A 24,406-nucleotide genomic window follows, 5' to 3' on the forward strand; every position below is an offset into this window, starting at 1 on the left:
GACAAATGTCGTTTACGCGCCCTTGGCCGAATCGGCCGTTGACGGTTAAGCGACTGATTCAATAAAGAAAATCACCCTGGCACGCCGCTTGCTGAATGCTGGGTGCAAGCATTCTTCTTTGGAGCGGACATGGCCCAATCTTCTGTAGTCGTCAACGACACGACCCTGCGCGATGGCGAGCAGACCGCGGGCGTGACGTTTACTGCGGAAGAACGCATCACCATCGCGCGCGCGCTGGCCGCCGCCGGGGTGAAGGAAATGGAAGTGGGCATCCCGGTCATGGGGCCCGAAGAGCGCGACAACATCATGGCGATTGCCAGCCTCGGCCTGCCGTCGAGCCTGATGGTATGGGGTCGCATGAGCGAGCCCGATCTGGCGGCAGCAGCCAGCTGCGGCGTGCCGCGCGTCAATCTGTCGATTCCGGTTTCCGATATTCAGATCCGCCACAAGCTGGGACGCGATCGTGAATGGGTGCTCGACACCATCGGGTATTTCGTCCGTCGCGCCCAGGATCTCGGCATGGAAGTCTGCGTCGGCGGCGAAGACAGCTCGCGCGCGGATGCCGATTTTCTGCTGCGCGTGCTGGAAGCAGCCGAGACCGCCGGCGCGCGGCGCTTCCGCTTTGCCGACACGCTCGGCCTGATGGACCCGTTCAGCACCTACAAACGGATCGATCAATTGCGCCAGGCAAGCGATCTCGAACTCGAGATGCACGCCCACAACGATCTGGGGATGGCCACCGCCAATACGCTGGCTGCGGTGCTCGCCGGCGCCAGCCACATCAACACCACGGTCAACGGTCTGGGCGAGCGTGCGGGCAATGCCGCGCTGGAGGAATCCATCACCGCGATGCATCAGCTCTACAACATCGAAACCGGCATCGACAGCCGCCACTTTCCGGAAATCTCGCGCCTGGTCTCGATTGCCTCGGGCCGCCCGATTCCGGTCAACAAGAGCATCGTCGGCGAGGCGGTGTTCACGCACGAGGCGGGCATCCATGTGGATGGCCTGATCAAGAACCCGCTCAACTACCAGGGCGTGGCGCCGGAATCGGTCGGCCGCACCCACACGCTGGTACTCGGCAAGCATTCGGGCTCCAGCGCGGTCAAGCACGCCTACGCCGGCATCGGCATCGCGCTTACCGAATTCGAAGCCAAGGCCATACTCGCGCGCATCCGGGAACACGCCGTGTCGACCAAGCGCACGCCGAACGCCGACGACCTCGAACGCTTTTATCTGGAAGCGATGCCGCGCGCATCGATCCAGTCCTGACGGAGGCCGATATGACCGCGATGATCGATCCCCAGACCCTGGCCACGCCGGCGCCGCAATCCGCGCCGGGACTGTTCGCCCTGCTGCGCGAAGACGTGGCCTGCGTGTTCCAGCGCGACCCGGCCGCGCGCACCACCTGGGAAGTCATCACCACTTATCCCGGCGTCCATGCGCTGTTCTGGCATCGGCTCGCGCACGTGATGTGGGGGCGTCACTGGCGCTTCCCTGCGCGTTTCGTCAGCTTTTTTGCGCGCATGTTCACCCAGGTCGACATCCATCCCGGCGCCACCATCGGCCGCCGCTTCTTCATCGATCACGGCTGCGGGGTCGTCATCGGCGAGACCGCCGAAGTGGGCGACGACGTCACGCTCTATCACGGCGTCACCCTCGGCGGCGTCTCCTGGAATGCCGGCAAGCGCCACCCCACCCTGTGCGACGGCGTGGTGGTGGGGGCGGGCGCGAAGATACTCGGCCCGATCACGGTCGGCCGCGGCGCCCGCGTCGGTGCGAATTCGGTGGTGATCCAGGATGTGCCGGACAGCATGACCGTGGTGGGGATTCCGGGGCGGGTGGTGTTGCCCGCGAATCAGCGGCGTACCCAGCATGGCATCGACCTCGACCATCACCTGATGCCGGATCCGGTAGGCAAGGCGATCGCCTGCCTGCTCGAACGCATCGCCCATCTGGAACAGCAGCTGGGCGTCACGCCGCAAGGCGAGGCCGCTGCTGCGCCGAACGATTGCGCCACCTGCGGCGACATCTGCGAACCGGTTGTTCCGGCCAGCAGGACGAAACGCATCACTCACTGAATGTCACGGACGGGAAAACCATGAGCGACTTACTCAAAACCATGAGCACCTTGTCGGCGGCGGAAGAGTTTCTGGACTATTTCCAGATTCCCTACGATCAGCCGGTCATCAACGTGAACCGGTTGCACATCCTCAAGCGCTTCAACCAGTACCTGCGGGCCACGCCAGGGACGGCCGAGATGGACGACGATACCCTGCGCGGCGTGTGCAGGGACGCGCTGGGCAAGGCCTACAGCGACTTCGTGAGCTCGACGCCGGCGCAGGAAAAGGTATTCAAGGTGTTTCAGGACACCGATGGAAAACAGCACATTTCCCTGGACAGCATGCGTTCGGCACTGCCGTCCCGTTAGGAGTTGACACCATGCATATCGTCGTTTGCATCAAGCAGGTTCCGGACAGCGCGCAGATCCGCGTGCACCCGGTGACCAACACCATCATGCGCCAGGGCGTGCCGGCCATCGTCAATCCCTACGACCTGTTCTCGCTGGAAGAAGCGTTGCGCCTGAAAGACGAATACGGCGGCCGCGTCACCGTGCTGTCGATGGGGCCGCCGCAGGCCGAGGCCGCACTGCGCAAGGCCATCTCGTTCGGCGCCGACGACGCGATCCTGGTGACCGACCGCGCCTTTGCCGGCTCCGACACGCTGGCGACGAGTTTCGCACTGGCTTCGGCGATCCAGAAAATTCATGAAGACATGCCGGTGGACATCGTGTTTGCCGGCAAGCAGACCATCGACGGCGACACGGCGCAGGTCGGCCCCGGCATCGCCAAGCGCATGGACCTGCAGTTGCTGACCTACGTTTCCAGCATCACCGATCTCGATCTGGAGAACCGGGAAATCACCCTGCATCGCCGCGCCGAAGGCGGCGTACAGGTGCTGAAAACCAGTCTGCCGTGCCTGATCACCATGCTCGAAGGCACCAACGAAATGCGTTTCGCGACCCTGCCCAACATGTTCCGTGCGGCGCGCTATCCGCTCAAGCAGTGGGACAAGGACGCCGCCGGCATCACCGACGTCAGCAAGATCGGCCTCAAGGGTTCGCCCACCATCGTCAGCAAGGTGTTCGCGCCGCAGCCCAAAACGATCCCCGCCGAAATCATCGACTGCGAGAGCAAGCAGCCGAAGGATCTCGCGGTCACGCTGCTGGCCAAGATGTTCACCAAGTTTCCCAATCTGCATGAAGACATTGCCAAGGCCAACGCCTAGAACGCACCCAGGAAGGATTGAGTCATGAGTGAAGAAACCGAAAAGGACGCGCCGAAAAAACCCGCCGGGCGGCGCAAATTCGAACTGGACCCGCGTCTGGCGTCCTACAAGGGCGTGTGGGTGTTCGTCGAGCACGAGCGCGGCGTCGCCCATACCGTGTCATGGGAACTGATGGGCGAGGGCCGCAAGCTCGCGGACAAGCTGGGTGTCCCGCTGGCGGGCGTGGTGATGGGTGCGCCCGGCATCCAGACGCGGCGCTTCTGCGAGGAGGCCTTCCATTACGGCGCCGACCTCTGCTACCTGATGGAAGACCCGCTGATGGCCGACTATCGCAACCAGCCCTTCACCAAGGGGCTGACCGATCTGGTCAACGCCTACCAGCCGGAAATCCTGCTGCTCGGCGCCACCACGCTTGGCCGCGACCTGGCCGGCAGTGTCGCCACCACCTTGCAGACCGGGCTTACCGCAGACTGCACCGAGCTCAACATCGACATGGAAAACCGCAGCCTGGCGGCTACCCGGCCTACCTTTGGCGGCAGCCTGCTGTGCACCATCGTGACGCTCAACTACCGGCCGCAGATGGCCACTGTGCGGCCCCGGGTGATGAGCCTGCCGAAGCCCGACATGACCCGTACCGGCAGCATCGTCGAACATGCGCTCGGCATGACCGAGAGCGAGATCGTGACCAAGGTGCTCGAATACATTCCCGACAACCTGCAGGGCAAACCGCAGCTGCCCTTCGCCGACATCATCGTCGCCGGCGGACGCGGCATGAAGCGGCCGGAGAATTTCCAGCTGATCTGGGATCTGGCCAAGGTGCTGGGCGCCGAAGTCGGCGCAACCCGGCCGATCGTGCAGGCCGGCTGGGTGGAACTCGACCGCCAGGTCGGCCAGTCCGGCAAGACCGTGCGTCCCAAGCTCTACATCGCCGCCGGCATCTCCGGCGCGATCCAGCACCGGGTGGGGATGGATGCGTCGGACGTGATCATCGCCATCAACAGCGATCCCAATGCGCCGATCTTCGACTTCGCCACCTACGGCATCGTCGGCAACGCGATGACGATCCTGCCGGCGCTCACCGAAGCCTTCCGGCAGCAGCTCGCAACCTTGAAAGTGGCCGTCTAGCCGCGCCCGTACAGGAGAAGAACCATGGACGAAAAATTTGATGCCATCGTGATCGGCGCGGGGCCTTCCGGCAACGCAGCCGCCTACACGATGGCCAAGGCCGGACTGAAAGTGCTGCAGATCGAACGCGGCGAGTATCCCGGATCCAAGAACGTGCAGGGCGCCATCCTGTATTCGAAGGCGCTGGAGGAAATCATTCCGGACTTCCGCGAGGATGCACCGCTCGAGCGTCACCTCATCGAGCAGCAGATGTGGGTGCTCGACGACGAGTCCTACATCGGCACCACCTACCGCTCCGCCGAGTTCAACCAGGAGCCGTACAACCGCTACACCATCATTCGCGCCCAGTTCGACAAATGGTTCTCGAAACGGGTGCAGGAGGCGGGTGCGCTGCTGGTGTGCGAAACCACCGTCACCAACCTGCTGATGGACGGCAACCGGGTGATCGGCGTGCAGACCGACCGCGAAAACGGCGCGATCTACGCCGACGTGGTGGTGCTCGCCGACGGCGTCAATTCGCTGCTGGCCAAGAAAGCCGGATTCCATGCCGAACTCGAACCCAAGGACGTCGCGCTGGCGGTGAAGGAGATTCATTTCCTGCCGGAAGAAACCATCCAGAGCCGCTTCAACATCGGCGAGGGCGAAGGCGTGGTGATCGAGATGGCGGGCAAGATCACCCAGGGCATGATGGGCACCGGCTTCCTCTACACCAACAAGGATTCGCTCACCATCGGCGTCGGCTGCATGCTGTCCGATTTCAAGCAGCAGAAAATCACGCCTTACGAACTGCTGGAAAAGATGAAGGCGCACCCTGCGATCAAGCCCCTGCTCGCCGGTGGCGAGATGAAGGAATACACCGCGCACCTGATCCCCGAAGGCGGCTACAAGGCGATGCCCAAGCTCTTCGGCGAGGGCTGGATGATCGTGGGCGATGCCGGCATGTTCGTCAACGCGGTGCACCGCGAAGGTTCCAACCTGGCGATGACCACCGGCCGCTATGCAGCCGAGGCAGTGATCGACCTGAAGGAAAAAAAGCTGCCGATGACCGCGGCCAACCTCGCGCGCTACCAGGGCCGGCTGGAAGACAGCTTCGTCATGAAAGACATGAAGAAGTACAAGAACATGCCGGAGATTTTCCACAAGAACAATCATTTCTTCACCACCTATCCCGAACTGCTCAATCGGGCCGCCCACACCATGCTGACCGTGGATGGCGTGGACAAGAAGTCCAAGGAGCGTGAGATTCGCAAGAGCTTCAAACAACGTCGATCCCTGTTCGGACTGATGGGCGACGCGTTCAAAATGTGGAGGGCATTCGAATGATCCCCGTCAAGATCGAAGAAAAACTGTTCCAGAACCGCTACCGCGTCGACGCCGGGCGGCCGCACATCAACATCATCAATCAGGAAACCTGCCGGGTGGAGTGCAAGACCCAGGAATGCACGGTGTGCTGCCCTGCGGGTTGCTACACCGCCGAAGGCAACGGCCAGGTGGTGCTGATCACCGACGGCTGCCTGGAATGCGGCACCTGCCGCATCATCTGCTCGACCCACCGCAACGTGGACTGGGAGTATCCGCGCGGCGGCTACGGCATCCTGTTCAAGTTCGGATAACACCCCGGAATTTTTCCGCGCAGGACGAGAAGGGTCGCCAAGCAAGTCGTTTTGCTTTTCTTGGCGTGTCTTCGCGCACTTCGCAGATACCGCCTTAATGTCATTTCATGGAGAACCACCTTGCCCAAGCCAGAAAAACACGTCTTCATCTGCGTCCAGAACCGCGGCCCCGGCCACCCCCGTGGCTCCTGCATGCAAAGCGGCGCCACCGAAATCTGGGAGGAATTTGCCTACGCATTCCAGCAGCGCAACCTGAGCGGCCGCTTCGCCCTCAGCAACACCGGCTGCCTCGGCCCCTGCAATGGCCCGCATGTGCTGGTTTACCCCGAGGGCGTCATGTACGCCAAAGTCACCAAGGACGATGTCGCAGCCATCGTCGACGAGCACCTGCTCGCTGACAAGCCGGTGGCGCGTCTGCAGTTGCCGCCGGAAATCTGGTGAACGTCATCCCCGGCATCGCCGAAGGGGCGGTGCCGCCCGGGGTGGCGGACTGGCTGGCGCAGGCCGTCGCCTCGTATCACAACACCGAGCGCGCGGAGTTTCTGCTGTGCACGGCACAGGCGCTCGCCCCCGAGTGCCTGCCGGTGTATTTCTCCTTGTACAAGTTCTACTTCTACAAGTGCATGTTGCCGCAGGCCGAGGAAGTCGCCCTGCGCGCGCTCGACATCGCCGCGCATCAAGGCGGTTTCAGCCCGGACTGGACCCGGCTCGATGCTGCTTCAGCCGACTGGGGCCGCGTCGATGAACCCCAGCATTTCTATCTGTTCACCCTCAAGGCGCTCGCTTTCATCCGGCTGCGGCAGGGGCTGGGCGATGACAGCCGCGCCATTCTCGCCAAGCTGCAGGAACTCGATCCACTCGACACGGTGGGGGGATCGGTGATTCGGGACCTGGCGGAGAGCTGAACGCCCAGCTTTGTTTGCATGGGTAGGGGTTCAGCCATTTTTCCGGTCATGGAGGGTCACAGGGATGGCAGACGAATTCGGCGTCTTGCAGACGCATTTTCGGGCTGGATCAGAATTTGCTTATTTTATGAAAGATGCTTGAACTGTTTTCATACTTGAAGGTCTTTAAAGCATTCAACAGGGGGTGCACATATGGGCACGTTGACAGGGCATGAGTCGGGCATCGAGCTCACGACTATCTATGAAATCAGCAAGATACTGAGTTCTTCTCTCGACCTGAACAAGACTGCGCGGGATGTGCTGGGTGTGCTTTCCTCGCATCTTAAGATGCGGCGGGGCATGGTCAGTTTGGTGCAGCCTTCTGGTGATCTGCACGTTGTTGAGGCGACCGGCATGTCGGCGGAGGCGGCAAGCCGCGGGCGCTTCCGCAAAGGCGAGGGCATCACCGGCAAGATTTTGGGCACCGGCGTGCCGATCGTGGTGCCGGACGTGGCCAAGGAGCCGCTGTTCCTCAATCGAACCGAGTCGCGCAGCATGGTGGGCGGACGTGTCGTGGCCTTTATCGGCGTGCCGATCAAGGTCGGACGGGAAACCGTGGGCGTGCTGAGCGTCGACCGTGAAATGGACGGCGAGCCGGGCAATTTCGAGGCCGACGTACGCTTTCTGGCCATGGTGGCGAACCTGATCGGCCAGACCACCCGCCTGCACAACAATGTGGCCGCCGAGCGTGAAGAATTGATGCAGCGCCAGCATCGCCTGCAAAAGGAATTGCAGGGCAAGTACAGCCTGAATAACGTCATCGGCCACAGCAAGCGGATGCAGGACGTGTTCGCCGAGGTGCATCAGGCCGCGCCCGGCAGGTCGACCGTTCTGCTGCGCGGCGAAAGCGGTACCGGCAAGGAAGTCATCGCCCGCGCGGTGCATTATCTGAGCCCGCGCAAGGACGCCCCGTTCATCAAGGTCAATTGCGCCGCGCTGTCGGAAACCCTGCTCGAATCCGAATTGTTCGGCCACGAAAAGGGTTCGTTCACCGGTGCGACGCAGGAACGCAAGGGACGTTTTGAAATGGCGCAGGGCGGCACCCTGTTCCTGGACGAAATCGGAGAGGTCTCGCCGCTGTTCCAGACCAAGCTGCTGCGCGTGCTGCAGGAGCGGGAATTCGAGCGGGTAGGCGGCAACAAGCCGATCAAGGTGGACGTGCGCCTGATCGCCGCCACCAACCGCAACATGGAAGAGGACGTGGCCAAGGGCACGTTCCGCGCCGACCTCTACTATCGCGTCAACGTGGTGAGCATTTTCCTGCCGCCCCTGCGCGACCGGCGCGAAGATATTCCACCGCTCATCGAGCACTTCCTAGACAAGTTCAACAAGGACAACGACCGCAAGCTTTCCATCACGCCCGCCGCGATGGAGGTGATGCTCAAGTGCAACTGGCCCGGCAACGTTCGGGAACTGGAAAACTGCGTCGAGCGCACGGCGACGATGACCCGATCCAGCACGATCCAGGATGTGGATTTGCCGTGTCAGCAGAACAAGTGTTTTTCTCAGGTGCTCCAGCACTACGGGGAGGCGCAGCACGTTATTCCGATTGCACTGGCCATGCCGACTGCCAGCGTGCCGCAGGCTGTCGGCGACTCGGGCGAAGCCGGCGCCGGGCTCGAACCGGCGCACATGACCGAGCGCGAGCGTCTGGTGTGGGCGATGGAGCAGTGTGGCTGGGTGCAGGCGAAAGCGGCGCGGCTGCTGAACCTGACACCACGTCAGATCGGTTACGCCTTGTCGCGTTACAACATCGAAGTCAAACGTCTTTAAGCCGGGTGCGCGCGGTTCCGCGCTGAACGTTGCACCCCGGTTTCTCCGCTGTTACCCCGCTGTAGTCTTCCCGACAATTTCCTTCCGCCGCCTTCACGCTTTGTCGCAACTGCGACAAAGGCGCGTCCTCTGCAAGTCGTTCAATCAAAAGGTTTTTATCGATATATCTCGAATGGCACGCTTGTTGCTGAATGCTTGTGCGTGAACGCATTTAGCGGGCGATCGGAGTTTGGTCGTCACGGGTTGAGGTTGAAACGGACAGGAGCCAAGCGTGGACAATCAAGCAAGTGTGGCGAGTGTAGAAAGCGGCCAGGGCAAGCCCCTGGATCAGGTCTTGCAGCAGATCGCGGAGCATAAGGGGTGCGGCACTTCCAGCGAAGGCGGAAAAGCCAGCTGCGGTTCCTCCACCGCGCCGGAAGACATGGATCCGGCGATCTGGGAAAAAGTGAAAAACCATCCTTGCTACAGTGAGGAGGCACATCACCACTTTGCCCGCATGCATGTGGCGGTCGCGCCGGCATGCAACATCCAGTGCAACTACTGCAACCGCAAGTACGACTGCGCCAACGAATCGCGTCCCGGCGTGGTGAGCGAAAAGCTCACGCCGGAACAGGCCTCCAGAAAAGTGCTGGCCGTCGCGTCCACCATTCCGCAAATGACGGTACTGGGCATCGCGGGGCCTGGCGACCCCCTCGCGAATCCCGAGAAGACCTTCAAGACCTTCGAGCTCGTTGCCGAGACCGCGCCCGACATCAAGCTGTGCGTGTCCACCAACGGTCTGGCCCTGCCGGAGCATGTGGAGCGTCTGTCGCAGTTCAACATCGACCACGTGACCATCACGATCAACATGGTCGATCCCGAAGTCGGGCAGCACATTTACCCGTGGATCTTCTGGAAGAACAAGCGCTGGAAGGGCATCGACGCAGCGCGCATTCTTCACGAACACCAGATGCGCGGGCTGGAAATGCTGACCGAGCGCGGGATTCTGTGCAAGGTCAACTCGGTGATGATCCCGGGCATCAACGACAAGCACCTGGTCGAAGTGAACAAGGCGGTCAAGTCGCGCGGCGCTTTCCTGCACAACATCATGCCGCTGATTTCCGCGCCGGAGCATGGCACGGTATTCGGCCTCAACGGCCAGCGCGGCCCCACCGCGCAGGAACTGAAAGCGCTGCAGGACAGCTGCGAGGGCGAGATGAACATGATGCGCCACTGCCGCCAGTGTCGCGCCGATGCCGTGGGCCTGCTGGGCGAAGACCGCTCATCCGAGTTCAGTACTGAAAAAGTCATGGAAATGGACATTCAGTACGACGCCGAGGGACGCAAGGCTTACCAGGAAAAAGTGGAAGAAGAGCGGCAGGCGACCGTGCTGGCCAAGCAGGCCGAGATGGCGGGTCTGGAGGCCGAGTTCAGCGATCTGAAAGTGCTGATCGCGGTCGCGACCAAAGGCCACGGGCGGATCAACGAACACTTCGGGCATGCCCAGGAGTTCCAGATTTACGAGCTCAGCACCCAGGGTTCCAAGTTCGTCGGCCATCGTCGCGTCGACCTCTATTGCCAGGGCGGGTATGGCGAAGAGGACACGCTGCCGACCGTGATCCGCGCCATCAACGATTGCGTCGCCGTGTTTGTGGCCAAGATCGGCGGTTGCCCGAAGGACAGCCTGAAGGCAGCCGGTATCGATCCGGTGGACAAGTACGCGCACGAATTCATCGAGCAGTCGGCCGTCAAGTATTTCAAGGAATACCTGGCGAAAGTGAAGTCCGGTGAAGTCGTTCACGAGGTGCGCGGCGATGCCGACATCCGCCAGGGCGCCTACATCGCGGCATGACGACACCACACAAAATTTAAAGCGCAAAACTTAAAGCAATCGTTAGGAGAAACACCATGGCTTACAAAATCATCAGCTCCCAATGTACCGCCTGTTCGGCGTGCGAACCGGAGTGCCCCAACAACGCCATTCGCGAGAAGGACGGCACGTTCATCATCAAGCCGGAGAAGTGCAGCGAGTGTATTGGCTACTTCGACGAGCCGCAGTGCGTGGCTGTCTGTCCGGTCGACGACACCTGCGTCATCGACAACAGCTACCCGCGTTACGTGGCGGCCTAGGAGAACACTATGGAACTCAAACTTACTGCTGCCGCGGAAAAGTTCATCAGCCGCATGGTTCGTTTCGGCGGCGCCGGCGACAACGCAGGCTTCCGTTTGAGTGTGAGCGCGGGCGGCTGTTCCGGGCTGGCCTCTGAATTCACGGTGGAGGCGGCAGCGCTTCCCGGCGATGCGGTCGTCGAGGTCAATACGGTCAAGTTCTTCCTGCCGGCGGAAAGCCGCCTGCTGCTGGAAGGGGCGACCATCGACTTCAGCGAATCGCCGACCGGTGGCGGGCTGAGCTTCATCACGGCCACGCCGTCGACCTGCGGTTCCTGCGGCAGTTCCAGCAGCAGCGCCAGCATCGACATCTCCGGCCTTGGCCACGGTCACGGCCACAGTCACACGCACTGAGACGAGACGGGCGTGAGCGGGCCATGCGTACAGCTGCAGCGACTGAGGACAGGGCGGTGACGGCGTCCCCGGATATTCCGGCGGACCTCGATCCCGAATGGCTGGCAGGCGCTTGCCTGGGCGGTCACCTTCCGGCAGCCGTCGAGCAGCACCTGCGTCTGGCCGGTCTCAACTACCCGAACGATGCGCTGGCCGAGAACCATCTGTTCCAGGCGCAGGCTTTGGCGCCCGGCCACGCAGCGGTGCTGATCGCCCTGTACCGCTTCTATTTCTACAAGGGGCGTCTCGGCGATGCGCTGGAAGTGGGAGAGCGCTGCCTGCTGAAAGCGGCGCGCGATAACCGGCTCAACGAGGACTGGCGTCAGGTGCAGCGCGGCGATGCGGCGTTCAGCAGCTACGACGCCATCCTGCCGCGCTTCTACCTGTTCACCCTGAAGGCCTGCGGCTACCTGCAGATGCGCCTGGGCAGGCTGGAGATGAGCCACGACATTCTGGCGAAGATGCTGGAACTCGATCCGAGCGACAAGCTGAATGCCACGGTGCTGCTCCAGGTGCTGGCGCGCCACGGCAAGGAGGACGAGGATGATTGAGCCGGGTTTGAACGAGCTGGGTCCGCCCGTCGACTGGCAAGGCGCCGGGGTGGACTGCGCCAGCTGTTCGCGTCAGGCCCTGCTCGCGCAGGATCGCTGCCGCATCGGCCAGGCCTGCGTGGAAGACCGCTATGCCAAACGGATCGACCGCTTCTTTTTCTGGAATCCGGAGCTCGCCAAGGACTACCTGGCGCATCCCTATTTTGAAGTGCGTGCGGTGGCGGCCAAATACGTGGATGTGTTCCATCTGCCGCAACTGACCCACGATCCGGATGAAACCGTGCGCTGGAGCGCGGCCTTGCGACTGCCGCCCAAACAGTTGCGGGCGCTGGTCAACGACCCGCACCGCGAAGTGCGGATACGCGTCGCGTCGCGCCTCGATCCGCACGATCTGGGCAGCATGGCAGCCGACCCGGATTACTACGTGCGTCTGGTGGTGGCGCGCCGCCTGCCGGAAAGCCTGCTGACCCGGATGATGCACGACGAGGATGCCGAGGTGCGCCACATGGTGGCGGTCCGCATCGGCGATGCGTGGCTGCCGGGCATGTCCAAGGACGACGATTCCGCCGTGCGCTGCGAAGTGGCGAAGCGGATGAAGCCCGGCCAGTTGCACTTGCTGCTGGACGATCCGGACTGGCGCGTGCGTTACGAGGTGGCCAGCCGGGCCGAGTCCCGGCACGTGCAGCGGCTGGTCGACGACCCGGACGAACTGGTGCGGGATGCTGCCCGCCAGCATCTGCAGGAAAGCGCCGCCGGCGTCAGCCGGCTGGCGCAGCAGCACGCAACATGTCACCCCTTTTAACGATCCATTTTCAGGAGTCGGAACATGGCCAAGATCAGTCGTGATAGCGATGTGGTGGAACTCACCGCCCAGCCGATATTCGAGTACGGGCAGAAAGTGAAGTCGCTCAAGGTGGTGCGCAATGACGGCACCTATGCCGGCAAGGACATCGGCGAAATCCTGGTGCGAAAAGGCGAAATCGGCTACGTCACCAGCATCGGAACCTTTCTCCAGCAGTTCTACATCTACGGCACCGAGTTCATCGAAAGCGGCAACCGGGTCGGCATGCGCGGCAAGGAGCTGGAAGCCACCACCGATTCCGTTTCGCCAGCCATCGCCGACGCCGCGACCGACGAGGCCGCAAGCCAGCCAGCCGACCATACGGGGGTGACAGCATGATCGAACCACGCGAAGCGAAATATCAGTGGGGCCAGCGCATTCTGGCGACGGTCGACATGTTCAACGACGGCAGCTATCCCGATCGGGAACCGGGCGCCTTGCTGGTGAGCACGGGCACGCCGGGCGAAATCGTCAACGTGGGCTACCACGAGGAATTCAACTTGCCGGTCTACATGGTCGAGTTTCAGGAGAGCGGCGTGGTGGGGTGTCTCGAGGAAGAAATCGCGCTGGCCTGAGCGCGAGCGATCGGGAGCGGAAGGTGGCAAGCCAGGCTGGCGGCATGCATCCGAACGATGTGGATCGCAAACGCATCGAACGCGCGCTGGCCACGCGGGTGCGCTACCGCTACGTCAGTCCGGACGTGCAGGCGGACGAGGCGGGCTACCTGATCCAGAGTCCCTGTTGCTCGCGCAATGTCGATAAGGCGGGCGGGGTGATCGATATCGCGCGGCTGGAATATGTCGCCGCCTCGCAGGTATGGCGCCTGTACCGCAAGGACCATGCGCAATGCGCGTGGCAGTTTTACAAAGAGTTCGGCGCCTTGCACGCGCTGCTGCAGTTTTTGAATCGCGACCCGGATCGGAGCTTTTGGCAATGATGGAACAGGACACCCGCATTTATCTGGACAACAACGCCACCACGGCGCTGGCGCCCGAGTGCGTGGACGCGGTGCTGGCCTGCCTGCGCGACACCTATGGCAACCCGTCCAGCAAACATGCGGTGGGCGAGCAGGCCAAGGCGCGGGTGACGCAGGCGCGCGCATCGGTGGCGCAGATGCTGAATGCCACGCCCGCCGAGATCGTGTTTACCGCCAGCGGCACCGAAGCCAATCACCTGGCCATACTGGGCGCGCTGGCGGCGCGTCCGGGCAAGCAGCATGTGGTGGTCAGCGCGGTGGAGCATGCCTCCACTCTGAGTTTGCTGGCGCACCTGGAAGCGGCGGGCGTGCGTACCACGCTGCTGCCGGTCGACCGCGAGGGTCAGCTCGATCTCGCAGCGTTGGAACAGGCGATCACACCGGACACCGCACTGGTTTCGCTGATGTGGGCCAACAACGAAACCGGCGTGCTGTTTCCGGTTGCCGAAGCGGCGCAGCTTGCCCGCGCCCGCGGGGTGCTGTTCCACACCGATGCGGTGCAGGCGGCGGGCAAGTGGCCGCTCGATCTGGCACAGGTGCCGGTCGATCTGCTGTCGCTGGCCGGACACAAGTTCCATGCACCCAAAGGGGTAGGGGTGCTGTTCGTGCGCAAGGGCGTGAAGCTGCAACCCATGCTGTTCGGGCATCAGGAGCGCAACCGGCGCGGCGGTACCGAAAACGTGCCTGCCATCGCCGGCCTTGGTAAAGCCTGCGAGCTTGCGACGCACGGGATGGCAGCCAAAGCCGGGGCGATGGCGGCCTTGCGGGATCGCCTGGAGTCGGGCCTGTGCATGCGCATTCCCTGCGCCCAAATCAATGGCGGCGAGGCCTTGCGGATCGGCAACACCAGCAGCGTGCGCTTCGGCGAACTGGCGGCGGAAGCGATTCTCGACAAGCTGGACCGTGCCGGCATCTACGCCTCGTCCGGCGCGGCGTGCACCGCCGGCGGCAGCGCGCCGTCGCATGTGCTGACGGCCATGGGGCTCTCCGAGGCGGAAGCGCTGGCGACGCTGCGGCTTTCCCTGAGCCGCTATACGACCGAAACAGAAATTGACGACGTGATTGATGCCCTGGCTTCAATCGTCAAACGCATGACCGCCGAGGCGGCTTGAACGCTCGCTTAACCGCAGCTCACTTAACCGTAACACCCACAAGGAAACACCATGAAAGTGATGCTGAGAAAAGACGCCAAGGGAATCCTCTCTGCCTACATCCCGAAAAAGGATCTGGAAGAGCCCATCGTGTCGATGGAACAGGCCGACATGTGGGGCGGCATCGTCACGCTGGCCAACGGCTGGCGCCTGGAATTGCCGGCGATGGCAGCGGAAACGGCGCTGCCGATCACGGTAGAAGCTCGTCGGATGGGAGAGTGAACATGATTAGCGCGGACGATCTGGTACGCATCGACGGCTTGCTGGCGAACCCGGCTGCGGGCGGCAATCCGCTGACGGATTTTCGCGGCGCTTTTCCCGGCTTGTCGCTGACGCGTTGCGATGCCTTCGACATGCGCGACGAGCAGGCGTTTCGCGAATACCCGGCCTTCAACCTGTATCTGGTGGATGGCCGCGATCACTGCTGGCACATCACGCAGGACATAAATGCCGCAACCGGCATCGTCGTCGCGGCACGCACCTAAGGAACCATCATCCTAAAAACCGTAGTTGACCGCTTGTCACCTTGAGGAATGCCGCATGAATACTGAGTTTTTTGCCTCCGATCAGATTCACCATCTGGGTGAGTCCGCTACGCGCCCGCTGGCACGTCTGCTCGTGCGCCTGCCTTTGTCGCGCCTCGTTGCAGGCCCCGGCCTGCCGCCTCGTTGCTTCGCGGCAGACACCCGATCAAACGCACCCTCGGGCGCGTTCAACTGCGGTTTCTAGGATTATGGAACCAGGCTGGATTCCCCTTTCCGATCCCGACATCAGCCAGCAGGAGCTGGATGCGGTGCGCGACGTCCTCACCGCGCCGCGCCTGAGCCAGGGACCGATGGTCGCCTCCTTCGAGTCGGCCTTTGCCGGCTACACCGACCGCAAGCAGGGTGTGGCCGTGGCCAGCGGCACCCTGGGGCTGTTGCTGGTGCTGAAGGCCATGGGCATCGGGCCGGGCGACGAAGTCATTGCCTCGCCGTACAGCTGGCACCAGATCGCCCATGCCATTGTGCTGGCGGGCGCCACCCCGGTCTTCGCCGACATCGAGTACTGGTCGGGCACGCTGGCGCCGGAGAAGGTGGTGACCAAAATCACGCCGCACACCCGCGCCATCCTCGCCGGCAATACCAACGGCCATCCTGCGCCCTGGATGGCCTTGCGCGAAATTGCCACGAACCATGGCCTGCGGCTGATCGAGGATTCCACCGAGGCGATCGGTTCGACCTACCAGGGGCGGCGCGTGGGCGGCTTCGGCGATTGCGCCGTATTCGATTTTTCCCAGCCGTCCGCGCTCACCTGCGGCGAAGGCGGCATGGTGGTGACGGACGATGCCGAGCTGGCCAGCAAGCTGCGCTATCTGCGTAGCCGCAAGCTCGACGAGCGTTTCTCCCTGGTGATCTCCGGCAATGTGCCGCATCAGGCCGGTATCAGCGAGCTGACGGCGGCGCTGGGCCTGACCCAGTTGCAGCGCATCGAGCGGATTCTCGACCGGCGCAAGCAGGTCGAGCAGATCTACTACGACTACGTCAAATCGTTCGAAGGCATCAAGGATCCCTACATCGGACCGGATGTGACCGAGGTGCACTGGTTTCTGTATCTGGTGCACCTGGGCACGCGCTTTTCCAAAAGCAGCCGCGATGCCATCGTCAACGACCTGCATACCGAAAAAATCGAGAGCGCGGCTTATTGCCAGCCCCAGCATTTGCAGGCGTTTTACACCCAGCTGGGCTATCGCAAGGGCGATTTCAAAGTCACCGAAAAAGTGGCCGATCGCATCATTGCCTTGCCCTTCCACGCGCATGTGAACGAAGCCCAGGTGGGCTTCATCGTGCAGACCGCCAAGGACGCCTCGATCAATGTCGGCGCGGGTGCGGCGATCTACTAATCATGTGGGCAGCTTTGATATCGCAACGTCTGAAACCGTCGCTTTGATTGACCGAGTTGCCCATGACTTATATCCGAATCAGCAAACATCCAAGGAGTAATGCAATGCCCATGTTAACCATCAACCCGTCCGGCAAAACCGTTCCCTCTACCGAGGGCATGAGCATCCTCGAAGCCGTGCTCGCAGCCGGCGTGACGATGCCGCACAAATGCGAAGGCAAGGCCGAATGCGGTTCGTGCCACATCTTCGTCACGGTCGGGCGCAAGACCCTGTCGAAGACGCAGCGTCTCGAAAACGAGAAGCTCGACACCCTTGTCGGCGTCAGCTCGAATTCCCGCCTGGCCTGTCAGGCCAAGCTGGGCGCCGAAGACGTGACGGTTGAACTGCTGTGACACGGCCGTGACCGCGCTGCGGTCACGGTTCTTAAATTCATTCAAGGAGCTACATAAATGGAAAACGATCAAGTCATGATTCACGTGCGCTTTGCACCCGACGGAACGATTGCCGCTATCAGCGAGCGTCCCGACGCCCTGAGCGACCAGGGCTGGTTCAACCTGCTCGCCAGTTCCACCACCGACTGCTACGAGACCCTGTCCGGCGCCCGCGCCCTGTTCCGCCTGCCGAAACAGCAGGTCGACCAGCTCAAATCGTCGGCAGTCTGAGGAGAAACCATCATGGACAAGACCGACACCCTGTTGAACGAGATCATTGCGCACCTGGAAGTGGGCGGCATCGTCCCGTATCTGGGGCCGGGGGTGCTCGATCTGGTCCCGGGCGGCTGCCCCGTGCCGAACTCGCCCGAAGCGCTGGTGCAGCAGCTGGTGGCGAAATCCAGCGTGCCGCACAAGATCCGCGGCAATCTCACCGCCGCTGCGCAATACATCGAGAACTTCAAGCACCGCAAAACGCTGGTGGGGCACATGACGGATGCTTTCGGTCCCGAAGTGCCGCCGACTTTTCTGCATGAATTTCTGGCAAGCCTGCCGCGCAAGCCCCTGCTGATCGTTGACGCCTGGTACGACAACGCGATGGCGACGGCGCTGGCATCGCGTCTGCTGTCGGGGCAATTGCAGGGGGTCAGCCAGTCCGAGCATTTCGGCACCTGGATACATTATTTCCGGCCCGATGGCGCGCGGGCGGATCCGTTCGAGGCCGACACTTGGGACACCTTGCTCTACAAACCCTTAGGCTCGATCGCGCCGGCGAAGAATTTCCTGGTGTCCGATACCGATTTCGTCGAAGTGCTCACCGAGATCGATATCCAGACGCCGATCCCCGCCATCGTGCAGCAGCTGCGCACCGGCCGGCATTTCCTGTTCCTCGGCTGCCGCTTCCGCAACCAGCTTGAGCGCACCTTTGCGCGTCAGGTCATGAAGCGCTCGTCCGATACCCATTGGGCGGTGCTGCCGGGCGAACTGACGCGCAACGAAGCGCGCTTTTTGCAGGAGCAGAACATCCAGCGTATCGACATGCCGCTGGATCAGTTTGCCAAGCTGCTGGTCGCCGCAAGCCAGAATCCCAAGGTGGCCGCTGCAGCCTGAGGTGGCGTACCAGTTGAGATCGGTTCCGCCGGTCTCGACGACATGCCCACGCAGTTGAATTGCTGGGTCGCATGACACCGTAGAATCGGCAGCCTGGGCTGCCAGCAATCATCTTGTTTTCCGACAATCTTTCCGTGCTTGATTTCTACGAGTGCGCCAGTTCACCCGTTCATTGATGACAGTGCTGTGGTGCCGGCCTGGTGGGTGGCATCGGGTTCGAGCGTGACCGATTCAGCCAGGAAGAGGCGATCTGGCACATGTCTCAGTGAAGGTCTGGGACTGTTCTTGGCCATTACTATGTGGTCATGGTGAAGGAAGTCCTCGATACAATCCCCATCTGGATCAAGAACCCGCGAACTGAGCTTGTGCCGAGTCGAACCCTTCTTGCCTAGAAGTATGTCGGCGTTGTTCCTTGCGCGGAGCACACGCCGCTTGTGCGAGCCCGATTCCAGTCATAATCAGCCTTACATATCAATATTCGACTCCAATCGGGTTTTCATTTATTTCGGGATGTGAAACCCTGCACGTCGAGCCGCCGCAGAACCAAGATGATGAACAAATCTGCCATGACTGACCGATGGCTATCGGTTGTAGCGATTGCTGCATATCACGGTGATTACATAGTCACCATTTACGCGTGGGGCGCGAAGAAAGTTATGCCTACATATCTTGTTGGTTACCCGTGGAAGTTTCGGCGGGTTGAGGTCGATGCCTGGGTGAAAGCTGGTGGTGCCAACGACAACAAGACGGGGGACGAGGTTTGACGCCGATTCATCAAGATCGAAACACCACACCAACGTACAGCCCGCACCAGCTTGCCTATTTCGCGCACCAACTCACCAGACGTGCCGCGTCAGATTCCATGGATCGGATGGCCGGTGCGTTATTGGATGCTCAGGTTGATCTGAACCCTCACCAGATCGATGCGGCGCTGTTTGCCTCCAGCAACCCGTTGTCGAAAGGATCAATCCTGGCCGACGAGGTTGGACTCGGAAAAACGATTGAGGCGGGCTTGCTTATTGCCCAACGATGGGCAGAACGCAAGCGCCGCATTCTGATAATCGCCCCGGCCAATCTGCGCAAGCAGTGGCACCAAGAGCTTGCTGACAAGTTCGGCATCGCTGCGGCAGTGCTTGAAGCCAAATCATACCGACAGGCCATCAAGGATGGAGCCAGCAATCCGTTTGATTCACCGTGCGTACTCATCACCTCCTACCAGTTCGCCAGCGGCAAGGCTAAAGAGGTGCAGGCCATGCCATGGGACTTGGTGGTTATCGACGAAGCGCATCGCTTGCGTAATGTTTATAAGCCCGACAACAAAATCGCCCGAGCCCTTAAGGAAGCACTGGTTTTCGCGCCCAAGGTGTTGCTGACCGCCACCCCATTGCAGAACTCGTTGCTGGAACTGTATGGCCTCGTGAGCTTTGTCGATGAAAAGGTCTTCGGCGATCTGGACAGCTTCCGCAGCCAGTTTGGCTCGCTCAAGGATGCCGCCAGCTTTGATGCCCTCAAGCGCCGCATCGAACCCGTTTGCAAGCGCACATTACGGCGGCAGGTCGAGGCCTACGTCAAATACACTAAGCGCATTCCGCTGCTTCAAGAGTTCGTTCCGGGGGCAGATGAAATCAGCCTTTACAACCTCGTATCGGACTACCTCCAGCGCGATGCGCTCTTCGCCTTGCCCAATAGCCAGCGGCAACTGATTACTTTGGTGTTGCGCAAGCTGCTTGCCTCCAGCACGTTTGCCATCGCCGGTGCATTGGATTCCCTTGCCAAGCGGCTGCTGCAAACCTTGGACGAGAAAGCTGCCAGTCTCAATCTGACTGAAGAACTTGACCAGGACTTTGAAGGTTTGAACGAGTTGGCGGAGGAAATCGACCGCCTCGAGGAACAAGAAGCTCAAGCTGGCAAGAAGGCCAAGACCAAGCAAGAAATTCTCGCCATCAAGGCCGAGATCATCGAGCTGGAGTCGTTTCGTGACCTTGCAGTTTCGATCACCGAAAACGCAAAGGGCTTGGCCTTGTTGCAGGCCCTCAAGGTGGCTTTCAAGAAATTGCACGAACTTGGCGCAGCGCAGAAAGCCATCATCTTCACCGAGTCCCGCCGCACGCAAGACTACCTGCTGACATTGCTTGCCAAGACGCCCTACGCGGCGGGCGTGGTTCTTTTCAACGGTTCCAACAGCGATGCCCGTTCCAAGGAGGTGTACGCCGCCTGGATGAAGAAACATGCTGGCACCGACCGCATTAGCGGTTCGCGTTCTGCCGATACACGCGCCGCACTGGTGGATTACTTCAAGGAGCAAGGCACCATCATGATCGCCACGGAGGCCGGCGCGGAGGGTATCAACCTTCAGTTTTGCTCCATGGTCATCAACTATGACTTGCCATGGAACCCACAGCGGGTGGAGCAGCGCATAGGTCGGTGCCATCGTTACGGCCAGAAGCATGACGTGGTGGTCGTGAACTTCCTCAACAGGGATAACGAAGCCGACCGGCGTGTCTATGAGCTTCTGGCGCTGAAATTCAAGTTGTTCGATGGCGTATTTGGGGCCAGCGATGAAGTGCTGGGCGCGGTCGAATCGGGAGTCGACTTCGAGCGACGTATTGCCGAGATTTACCAAACCTGCCGTCACCCTGAGCAAATTCAATCGGCCTTCCAGCAGTTGCAAGACGATCTGGCTGGCGAGATCAGCGATGCCATGCTCAATGCCCGCAAGGCCTTGCTCGAAAACTTTGACGTGGACGTGCAGGAAAGATTGCGACTGCGCGATCAAGCCGCCCGAGCGTCGTTGGGCAAGCTCGAACGCTTGCTGATGCGTTTCACCCAGGCTGCATTGACCGAGAATGCAAGCTTCGATGTGGATGGGACGGGCTTTCAACTTCACTCATTGCCCCTTGCCCTTCAGGAGCGGGGCGAGGGCATACCGCATGGCCGTTACGAGTTGCCGCGTCGCACTGACGAGGCCCACATCTTTCGTCTGCAACACCCTTTGGCGCAAACGCTGATTGAATACGCCAAAGGCCAGCAGCTTTCAGCCGCCAAACTGTGCATGCACTACGATAGCTACGGTGCCTATGTCGCCGTGGTCAAGCAGTTGGTGGGCCGCTCCGGCACCGTGGCCGTGAGTTTGTTGACTGTCGAATCCTTGGGCTCGAAAGAAGACCACTTGCTCTTGGCTGCACAGGACGACACCGGGGTGGTGCATGACGCAGAAACAGTTGAAAAGCTACTATCCATCCCGGCCACTGCTTCCGAATTACCGGTGGTCGGGAACAGTACCCAAACAGATGCCGACACCCCAGCTGGTCTGGATCAGCCGGGCCTCGACTTCAGGGCGGCTTATGTGCCGCTGCCTCCAGCACTTGAACAGGAGATCAACCGGCAGAAAACCGTCATCCTCTCCGGGCTAGAAATGCGTAACCTGGCCGCGTTCACGCAGGAGACAGACAAGCTCGATACGTGGGCCGATGACATGAAGGTGGGCCTTGAGCGCGAAATCAAGGAACTTGACCGCCGTATCAAGGAAACTCGTACCTTGAGCAAAGGGGCTGCCACCTTGGCCGAAAAGCTGGCCGCGCAGAAAGATCAACGCGATCTTGAATCCTTGCGCGACCGCAAGCGGCGCGAACTGTTCGACCGACAGGATGAAATTCAAGCCAAACGCGACAGCCTGATAGACGAGTTGGAAAAACAACTGAAGCAGCGGGTGACTGATTTCAGGCTGTTCGTCGCGGAATGGGAGGTGTCATGAAGAATCCGCACGCCACACCTGGGTGGCGCACGTTACGTATGGCGCCATGATGTTGCTGGGGATGGTTTAATTCCACCGAATTCGGTGGATATGAATGGGGCAAGGCATGGTCAAGAAGATAGAAGTCAAGGGAAGCGAGATCACGGTGATCTCGAAACATGGACAGGACTACATTTCCCTTACGGACATGTTGAAAGCGAAGGATGGCGACTTCTTTATTTCCGATTGGTTGAGAAACAGAAACACCGTTGAGTTCCTGGGCATCTGGGAGACGGTTTACAACCCCGATTTTAATTATGGCGAATTCGCCATAATTAAAAGCCAGGCAGGATTGAACAGCTACAAGCTCAGCGTCAAAGAGTGGGTGGAAAAAACCCGTGCAATAGGTCTTCAGGCAACCGCAGGGAGATATGGCGGAACCTACGCCCACAAGGACATTGCATTCGAATTCGGGATGTGGATCAGCGCCGAATTCAAAATCTACCTCATCAGGGAATTCCAACGGCTCAAGGACGAAGAATCCCGCGTCACTTCACTGGAGTGGAGCTTCCAGCGCACATTGGCCAAAGTCAATTACAAAATACACACCGACGCCATCAAGGAGCGACTGATTCCGCCGCGCCTGACGCAGGCACAGACCGGCATCATCTACGCCAGCGAGGCCGACTTGCTCAACGTCGCCCTGTTTGGGGTCACAGCGGCCCAGTGGCGGCAGGCCAACCCAGACCAGAGCGGCAACATGCGCGACGCAGCCACCCTTGAACAATTAGTGGTTCTGTCTAACCTCGAAAGCATCAATGCGGTTTTGATTCACCAAGGGCTGGTTGCGCCCGAGCGGCTGGCGCAATTGAATGCCATTGCCATCACGCAAATGCGTTCACTGGTAGGCATTAGCGAAATCAAGCAATTGAGTGGCCCCAAGAGATCGCGATGAAGCTCCGACTCATTCCGTCCCTGTTGATGTTTATCAGTGCCTATTTTCCGTTGGCGCTTATCTTCATCATCAAAGACCTGGACGAAGCGACGTTTCTCCCCAGCCACCCAGTGACGGCTACGGTCATCATGGCTGTAACGTTGTTCGCTTGCGCAGTCGTCCTGCTTGCGGCTAGCAAAATTAAAAGTGGCCTGCCGGTAAAAGTGACAAAGGTCTCGAATAAATCCGGCGACATGTTCACTTACACCATCCCATACATGATTTCTTTTTATAACTTCAACCTTGGCGACTGGAAAACGCTACTTAGCCTTTTCGTCTTCATGTCACTGATGTTTGCATTGGCGTACCGGACGAAAAATGTGTTCATCAATCCCGTGATGGCGCTCGCTGGCTACGGGCTTTATGACTGTCAATTCAAGGACGGTAAGCGCGATGTCCAAGGGCTGCTGATCTCCAAACATGAATTCCAGCTGGGCGACACTTGCGTTATTGAGCGCTTGTCCACTCATCTTTATTTCGTCAGCAGTGTCCAATCCGAGGAACAAAAATAATGCCGTTCAAGATCGCAAAAAAGATAAGCCTATTACGCAAAACTGATTTTAAACATTGGATAACAACGATATGGCTTGTCAAGCGGCGCCTGGATGTTCACAAGCAGGCTCACTATTCAGTATTTCGTGTTGACGTCGACAAAAAGCTGCTGAACAAGCTCAAGAAAGCCGTTACAGACCGGATACAAGGCGCTAACTACAAGCTCGAATCGTATGACTTCCTTACGGCAGATCAGGACAACCATCTATTTACTATCGAGTCGTCTGAAACCGACTTTGCAAAAATTCAGGGCGAGGTCGATAAAGGGCTCGCCAACCCGAAAGTTGAAAAATACGAAGATCTACTGAATTCATGGGCTTATGTCGTCAAACTGGAGCATGGCGAAAGTGTGGTGTATGGCGTTCGGAAGATTAACAAATTCACTCAAGCAGCTAAGATCACGTCGGTGTCTTATTTTTTGTTTGAGGATAAGAAACTGGTCGACCTCGACGACAAGAAAATATTTGCCATCGATACCCATATCGATTTCTTCGCTTACGACGGAACTACTTTTATCACTAATAAAAAAGAGTTTGAAAGCGCCTTGAATTTCAGGGCAGGTATGGAGAAGAATCGGGATGCAGTGCTTGATGAGTTCCTGGCGCTGAAAGTCTTCAACGACGTTGAGCCCATACGAAAAAGTGTTGGGGCGAACCTTCACCTACTCCGCAAAATATCGTCTATTCAAAAGAGCGGGTATTACAAAAGTCCGCAATATCTGGTCGATCTCATCAAGGTGAATCAAGAGAAAAACTGGGGACTGGTCGTTCAGAATGGAATCATCGTCGTCAATGAAGATAACGTCGATTTGGTCCTGACGTTGCTTAACAACGGGCGTCTGGAATCGCCCATCAATCATGAAATGTTTGACGCAGCTGTCAAGAAGAAGGTGGGATGAGCG

The 24,406-nt window shown here is 60.0% G+C and carries 31 protein-coding genes; all 31 read left to right on the forward strand.

Going from position 1 to position 24,406, the window contains the following annotated elements:
- The first annotated feature begins 129 nt into the window (after positions 1-129).
- Entirely contained in the window at positions 130-1,272 is a 1,143-nt protein-coding gene (gene nifV, locus IV098_RS09175; RefSeq protein ID WP_296888337.1) for a homocitrate synthase, read from the forward strand.
- 71 nt (positions 1,273-1,343) lie between these two features.
- Positions 1,344-2,081, forward strand: a complete 738-nt coding sequence (gene cysE, locus IV098_RS09180; protein WP_367114181.1) for a serine O-acetyltransferase — start codon at positions 1,344-1,346, stop codon at positions 2,079-2,081.
- 20 nt (positions 2,082-2,101) lie between these two features.
- A complete protein-coding gene (gene nifW / locus IV098_RS09185) occupies positions 2,102-2,431 on the forward strand; it encodes a nitrogenase stabilizing/protective protein NifW (RefSeq protein ID WP_296888340.1) in 330 nt (109 codons plus the stop codon).
- Positions 2,432-2,442: 11 nt separating this feature from the next.
- The gene (locus IV098_RS09190) at positions 2,443-3,288 is read left to right on the forward strand and encodes an electron transfer flavoprotein subunit beta/FixA family protein (RefSeq protein ID WP_296888342.1); all 846 of its coding nucleotides are present in this window, start codon (positions 2,443-2,445) and stop codon (positions 3,286-3,288) included.
- Positions 3,289-3,312: 24 nt separating this feature from the next.
- A complete protein-coding gene (locus tag IV098_RS09195; protein WP_296888344.1) occupies positions 3,313-4,413 on the forward strand; it encodes an electron transfer flavoprotein subunit alpha/FixB family protein in 1,101 nt (366 codons plus the stop codon).
- Positions 4,414-4,437: 24 nt separating this feature from the next.
- On the forward strand, positions 4,438-5,736 hold the full coding sequence (locus tag IV098_RS09200; RefSeq protein ID WP_296888346.1) for an FAD-dependent monooxygenase: 1,299 nt from the start codon (positions 4,438-4,440) through the stop codon (positions 5,734-5,736).
- Positions 5,733-6,026, forward strand: a complete 294-nt coding sequence (locus tag IV098_RS09205) for a ferredoxin family protein (protein ID WP_296888348.1) — start codon at positions 5,733-5,735, stop codon at positions 6,024-6,026. Before IV098_RS09200 ends, IV098_RS09205 begins: the two co-directional genes overlap by 4 nt.
- Before the next feature lie 120 nt (positions 6,027-6,146).
- Positions 6,147-6,467, forward strand: coding sequence for a (2Fe-2S) ferredoxin domain-containing protein (locus IV098_RS09210; protein ID WP_296888350.1), 321 nt, complete (start codon positions 6,147-6,149; stop codon positions 6,465-6,467).
- Positions 6,464-6,931 carry a hypothetical protein gene (locus IV098_RS09215; protein WP_296888352.1) on the forward strand — a complete coding sequence of 156 codons (468 nt, stop codon included), beginning with the start codon at positions 6,464-6,466 and terminating at the stop codon, positions 6,929-6,931. The genes IV098_RS09210 and IV098_RS09215 overlap by 4 nt, the downstream gene beginning before the upstream one ends.
- A 192-nt stretch (positions 6,932-7,123) precedes the next feature.
- Positions 7,124-8,743, forward strand: coding sequence for a nif-specific transcriptional activator NifA (gene nifA / locus IV098_RS09220; RefSeq protein WP_296888354.1), 1,620 nt, complete (start codon positions 7,124-7,126; stop codon positions 8,741-8,743).
- Positions 8,744-9,014: 271 nt separating this feature from the next.
- Positions 9,015-10,574: a nitrogenase cofactor biosynthesis protein NifB gene (nifB, locus tag IV098_RS09225; RefSeq protein ID WP_296888356.1), complete on the forward strand. Its 1,560-nt coding sequence runs from the start codon at positions 9,015-9,017 to the stop codon at positions 10,572-10,574.
- 56 nt (positions 10,575-10,630) lie between these two features.
- Positions 10,631-10,852, forward strand: a complete 222-nt coding sequence (locus tag IV098_RS09230; RefSeq protein ID WP_296888358.1) for a 4Fe-4S binding protein — start codon at positions 10,631-10,633, stop codon at positions 10,850-10,852.
- Between the two features lie 9 nt (positions 10,853-10,861).
- A complete protein-coding gene (locus IV098_RS09235) occupies positions 10,862-11,245 on the forward strand; it encodes an iron-sulfur cluster biosynthesis family protein (RefSeq protein WP_296888360.1) in 384 nt (127 codons plus the stop codon).
- Positions 11,246-11,268: 23 nt separating this feature from the next.
- Positions 11,269-11,835, forward strand: a complete 567-nt coding sequence (locus IV098_RS09240; protein ID WP_296888362.1) for a hypothetical protein — start codon at positions 11,269-11,271, stop codon at positions 11,833-11,835.
- Positions 11,828-12,637, forward strand: a complete 810-nt coding sequence (locus IV098_RS09245; RefSeq protein ID WP_296888364.1) for a 4Fe4S-binding leucine-rich repeat protein — start codon at positions 11,828-11,830, stop codon at positions 12,635-12,637. The genes IV098_RS09240 and IV098_RS09245 overlap by 8 nt, the downstream gene beginning before the upstream one ends.
- Positions 12,638-12,661: 24 nt before the next feature.
- Positions 12,662-13,015, forward strand: a complete 354-nt coding sequence (locus tag IV098_RS09250) for a nitrogen fixation protein NifZ (protein ID WP_296888366.1) — start codon at positions 12,662-12,664, stop codon at positions 13,013-13,015.
- Positions 13,012-13,251, forward strand: a complete 240-nt coding sequence (locus IV098_RS09255) for a nitrogen fixation protein NifZ (protein WP_296888368.1) — start codon at positions 13,012-13,014, stop codon at positions 13,249-13,251. Before IV098_RS09250 ends, IV098_RS09255 begins: the two co-directional genes overlap by 4 nt.
- Positions 13,252-13,295: 44 nt before the next feature.
- A complete protein-coding gene (locus IV098_RS09260) occupies positions 13,296-13,613 on the forward strand; it encodes a DUF3024 domain-containing protein (protein WP_296888370.1) in 318 nt (105 codons plus the stop codon).
- Entirely contained in the window at positions 13,610-14,764 is a 1,155-nt protein-coding gene (locus IV098_RS09265; protein WP_296888372.1) for an aminotransferase class V-fold PLP-dependent enzyme, read from the forward strand. Before IV098_RS09260 ends, IV098_RS09265 begins: the two co-directional genes overlap by 4 nt.
- 51 nt (positions 14,765-14,815) lie before the next feature.
- Complete coding sequence (gene nifT, locus IV098_RS09270; protein ID WP_296888374.1) at positions 14,816-15,025, forward strand: putative nitrogen fixation protein NifT; 210 nt, start codon at positions 14,816-14,818, stop codon at positions 15,023-15,025.
- Between the two features lie 2 nt (positions 15,026-15,027).
- Positions 15,028-15,288, forward strand: a complete 261-nt coding sequence (locus IV098_RS09275) for a hypothetical protein (RefSeq protein ID WP_296888376.1) — start codon at positions 15,028-15,030, stop codon at positions 15,286-15,288.
- A 55-nt stretch (positions 15,289-15,343) separates the two neighbouring features.
- Positions 15,344-15,532, forward strand: a complete 189-nt coding sequence (locus IV098_RS09280; protein ID WP_296888378.1) for a hypothetical protein — start codon at positions 15,344-15,346, stop codon at positions 15,530-15,532.
- A 4-nt stretch (positions 15,533-15,536) separates the two neighbouring features.
- Positions 15,537-16,685 (forward strand): DegT/DnrJ/EryC1/StrS aminotransferase family protein, encoded by a 1,149-nt coding sequence (locus IV098_RS09285; RefSeq protein ID WP_296888380.1) that lies wholly within the window; start codon positions 15,537-15,539, stop codon positions 16,683-16,685.
- A gap of 104 nt (positions 16,686-16,789) precedes the next feature.
- On the forward strand, positions 16,790-17,077 hold the full coding sequence (locus tag IV098_RS09290) for a 2Fe-2S iron-sulfur cluster-binding protein (RefSeq protein WP_296888382.1): 288 nt from the start codon (positions 16,790-16,792) through the stop codon (positions 17,075-17,077).
- Positions 17,078-17,134: 57 nt separating this feature from the next.
- Positions 17,135-17,347 carry a hypothetical protein gene (locus IV098_RS09295; protein WP_296888383.1) on the forward strand — a complete coding sequence of 71 codons (213 nt, stop codon included), beginning with the start codon at positions 17,135-17,137 and terminating at the stop codon, positions 17,345-17,347.
- A 12-nt stretch (positions 17,348-17,359) separates the two neighbouring features.
- Complete coding sequence (locus IV098_RS09300; protein ID WP_296888385.1) at positions 17,360-18,226, forward strand: SIR2 family protein; 867 nt, start codon at positions 17,360-17,362, stop codon at positions 18,224-18,226.
- 548 nt (positions 18,227-18,774) lie between these two features.
- Positions 18,775-18,990, forward strand: coding sequence for a transcriptional regulator (locus IV098_RS09305; RefSeq protein ID WP_296888387.1), 216 nt, complete (start codon positions 18,775-18,777; stop codon positions 18,988-18,990).
- Positions 18,987-21,980 (forward strand): SNF2-related protein, encoded by a 2,994-nt coding sequence (locus IV098_RS09310; RefSeq protein ID WP_296888389.1) that lies wholly within the window; start codon positions 18,987-18,989, stop codon positions 21,978-21,980. Before IV098_RS09305 ends, IV098_RS09310 begins: the two co-directional genes overlap by 4 nt.
- A gap of 106 nt (positions 21,981-22,086) precedes the next feature.
- Entirely contained in the window at positions 22,087-22,914 is an 828-nt protein-coding gene (locus IV098_RS09315; RefSeq protein WP_296888392.1) for a KilA-N domain-containing protein, read from the forward strand.
- Entirely contained in the window at positions 22,911-23,465 is a 555-nt protein-coding gene (locus IV098_RS09320) for a hypothetical protein (RefSeq protein ID WP_296888394.1), read from the forward strand. Before IV098_RS09315 ends, IV098_RS09320 begins: the two co-directional genes overlap by 4 nt.
- On the forward strand, positions 23,465-24,403 hold the full coding sequence (locus tag IV098_RS09325) for a Kiwa anti-phage protein KwaB-like domain-containing protein (RefSeq protein ID WP_296888396.1): 939 nt from the start codon (positions 23,465-23,467) through the stop codon (positions 24,401-24,403). The genes IV098_RS09320 and IV098_RS09325 overlap by 1 nt, the downstream gene beginning before the upstream one ends.
- Positions 24,404-24,406 lie beyond the last annotated feature (3 nt).

It is taken from the genome of Thiobacillus sp. (genome assembly GCF_018780105.1).
Lineage (GTDB): Bacteria > Pseudomonadota > Gammaproteobacteria > Burkholderiales > Thiobacillaceae > Thiobacillus.

Coding starts and splice junctions, on each gene's coding strand:
- IV098_RS09275 (WP_296888376.1), top strand. CDS start 15,028: ATGATTAGCGCGGACGATCTGGTACGCATCGACGGCTTGCTGGCGAAC.
- IV098_RS09300 (WP_296888385.1), top strand. CDS start 17,360: ATGGACAAGACCGACACCCTGTTGAACGAGATCATTGCGCACCTGGAA.
- nifT (WP_296888374.1), top strand. CDS start 14,816: ATGAAAGTGATGCTGAGAAAAGACGCCAAGGGAATCCTCTCTGCCTAC.
- IV098_RS09305 (WP_296888387.1), top strand. CDS start 18,775: ATGATGAACAAATCTGCCATGACTGACCGATGGCTATCGGTTGTAGCG.
- IV098_RS09195 (WP_296888344.1), top strand. CDS start 3,313: ATGAGTGAAGAAACCGAAAAGGACGCGCCGAAAAAACCCGCCGGGCGG.
- IV098_RS09280 (WP_296888378.1), top strand. CDS start 15,344: ATGAATACTGAGTTTTTTGCCTCCGATCAGATTCACCATCTGGGTGAG.
- IV098_RS09230 (WP_296888358.1), top strand. CDS start 10,631: ATGGCTTACAAAATCATCAGCTCCCAATGTACCGCCTGTTCGGCGTGC.
- IV098_RS09285 (WP_296888380.1), top strand. CDS start 15,537: ATGGAACCAGGCTGGATTCCCCTTTCCGATCCCGACATCAGCCAGCAG.
- IV098_RS09290 (WP_296888382.1), top strand. CDS start 16,790: ATGCCCATGTTAACCATCAACCCGTCCGGCAAAACCGTTCCCTCTACC.
- IV098_RS09200 (WP_296888346.1), top strand. CDS start 4,438: ATGGACGAAAAATTTGATGCCATCGTGATCGGCGCGGGGCCTTCCGGC.
- IV098_RS09320 (WP_296888394.1), top strand. CDS start 22,911: ATGAAGCTCCGACTCATTCCGTCCCTGTTGATGTTTATCAGTGCCTAT.
- IV098_RS09260 (WP_296888370.1), top strand. CDS start 13,296: ATGCATCCGAACGATGTGGATCGCAAACGCATCGAACGCGCGCTGGCC.
- nifA (WP_296888354.1), top strand. CDS start 7,124: ATGGGCACGTTGACAGGGCATGAGTCGGGCATCGAGCTCACGACTATC.
- nifV (WP_296888337.1), top strand. CDS start 130: ATGGCCCAATCTTCTGTAGTCGTCAACGACACGACCCTGCGCGATGGC.
- nifW (WP_296888340.1), top strand. CDS start 2,102: ATGAGCGACTTACTCAAAACCATGAGCACCTTGTCGGCGGCGGAAGAG.
- IV098_RS09205 (WP_296888348.1), top strand. CDS start 5,733: ATGATCCCCGTCAAGATCGAAGAAAAACTGTTCCAGAACCGCTACCGC.
- IV098_RS09325 (WP_296888396.1), top strand. CDS start 23,465: ATGCCGTTCAAGATCGCAAAAAAGATAAGCCTATTACGCAAAACTGAT.
- IV098_RS09255 (WP_296888368.1), top strand. CDS start 13,012: ATGATCGAACCACGCGAAGCGAAATATCAGTGGGGCCAGCGCATTCTG.
- IV098_RS09240 (WP_296888362.1), top strand. CDS start 11,269: ATGCGTACAGCTGCAGCGACTGAGGACAGGGCGGTGACGGCGTCCCCG.
- IV098_RS09295 (WP_296888383.1), top strand. CDS start 17,135: ATGGAAAACGATCAAGTCATGATTCACGTGCGCTTTGCACCCGACGGA.
- IV098_RS09265 (WP_296888372.1), top strand. CDS start 13,610: ATGATGGAACAGGACACCCGCATTTATCTGGACAACAACGCCACCACG.
- IV098_RS09245 (WP_296888364.1), top strand. CDS start 11,828: ATGATTGAGCCGGGTTTGAACGAGCTGGGTCCGCCCGTCGACTGGCAA.
- IV098_RS09315 (WP_296888392.1), top strand. CDS start 22,087: ATGGTCAAGAAGATAGAAGTCAAGGGAAGCGAGATCACGGTGATCTCG.
- IV098_RS09250 (WP_296888366.1), top strand. CDS start 12,662: ATGGCCAAGATCAGTCGTGATAGCGATGTGGTGGAACTCACCGCCCAG.
- IV098_RS09235 (WP_296888360.1), top strand. CDS start 10,862: ATGGAACTCAAACTTACTGCTGCCGCGGAAAAGTTCATCAGCCGCATG.
- IV098_RS09190 (WP_296888342.1), top strand. CDS start 2,443: ATGCATATCGTCGTTTGCATCAAGCAGGTTCCGGACAGCGCGCAGATC.